This window comes from Geobacillus sp. BK01, from assembly GCF_052220245.1.
Taxonomy (GTDB): Bacteria; Bacillota; Bacilli; order Bacillales; family Anoxybacillaceae; genus Geobacillus.
This window is the reverse complement of sequence record NZ_JBQPTH010000051.1, coordinates 1-1,287: the sequence shown is the minus strand read 5'-3', so window position 1 is coordinate 1,287 and position 1,287 is coordinate 1. Positions and strand designations below refer to the sequence as shown.

Annotated in this window: 1 protein-coding gene; it reads left to right on the top strand. The window is 59.4% G+C overall.

The window, feature by feature from the left end; genetic code table 11:
- Nucleotides 1–995, top strand: a 995-nt coding sequence (locus tag ACTVDO_RS17305; protein WP_442901953.1) for an IS110 family transposase, incomplete at its 5' end; no start/stop codon positions are given.
- Nucleotides 996–1,287: the final 292 nt, after the last annotated feature.

The window sequence follows — 1,287 nt, the reverse complement described above, 5'->3', positions numbered from 1 at the left end:
TGGTCATGGTCAACCCGGCGCATGTGTGCCGGTCGAAAGAACTCGATGACAACCTGCCGACGAAACACGACGCCAAAGACGCCCTGGTCATCGCCAGGCTGGCGAAAGACGGGCGATTCCTCGTCCCCCGGCTGCTGCACGAGATCGAAGCGGATTTGCGCGTCGGGAGCACGCTCAAAGAGAAGCTCCGGAAGGAACAGGCGGCGGTGAAAAACGCGATCATCCGTTGGACGGATCGGTATTTTCCAGAGTTTTGGACCGTGTTTCGCGACCTGGGGAAAACAGCGCTGGCGGTGCTGGAGTGGACGCCGCTTCCGGCCGATATGGCGGGTCGGACCGCCGAGGAGCTTCTGGAGGCGTACCGGCAAAGCGAAGGGCTGAAATGCCCGCAGAAAGCGAAAATTCAGGCGTTGATCGACGCCGCGAAGGGCTCGATTGGGGTGACGGAAGGGACGACGATGGCCCGGTTTGAGATCGCCGCGCTCGTCCGCCAATACCGCCAGTTCGAGGCCGAAATCGCAGCGTTGGACGCCGAGTTGAAGGCATTGGTTCAAACAACGATGGAGTATCAATGGCTGAAAACGGTCGACGGGTTGGGAGATGCCACGATCATCGATCTGCTGGCGGAGATCGGCAGTTTTGCCCACTATCGGGACCCGCGTCAATTGGTGAAATTGGCGGGCCTGACGCTCAAGGAGAACTCCTCCGGCCAGCGCAAAGGGCAAAAGCACATCTCGAAGCGGGGACGGAAACGGCTGCGATCGGTGCTGTTTCGGGCGGTGATTCCGCTGATCCGGCACAATGAGGCGTTTCGCGAGCTGCATGAGTACTATACGACCCGGCCCGTCAACCCGCTGACCGGAAAGCAGTCCATCGTCGCGTTATGCCGAAAGCTGTTGAATGTGCTGTTTGCGATTTGCACGAAGAAACAAGCGTTTGACGCGGAGCGAATGAGGCAGGACGTCTTGTCCCATGTTCCACACCGGGCGGCCTAAGGCCTCCCCCCACGAACGGAAGAAGTGTTGGACAACAGGATGACACCGGAGAAGCTGGCGTGATCTCATCCATTCGACCTCGAGTCCCGAAAGGAGCTTGGCCGGCCTCCGCCTGATGACGAGACCGAACGAGGGAATGTTGGCGCAAAGACGCCCGGAGACATGGGAGGGTTCGTCCTCATCAGCGATGCGGAGATCCAAGGGTGCATCGAATACACTTCCTCCCACGTCAGGAAAATGGATCCAGGCGTGGCCGCGAAGCGCACCCTAGGTCTGTAAGATATCCACAAAA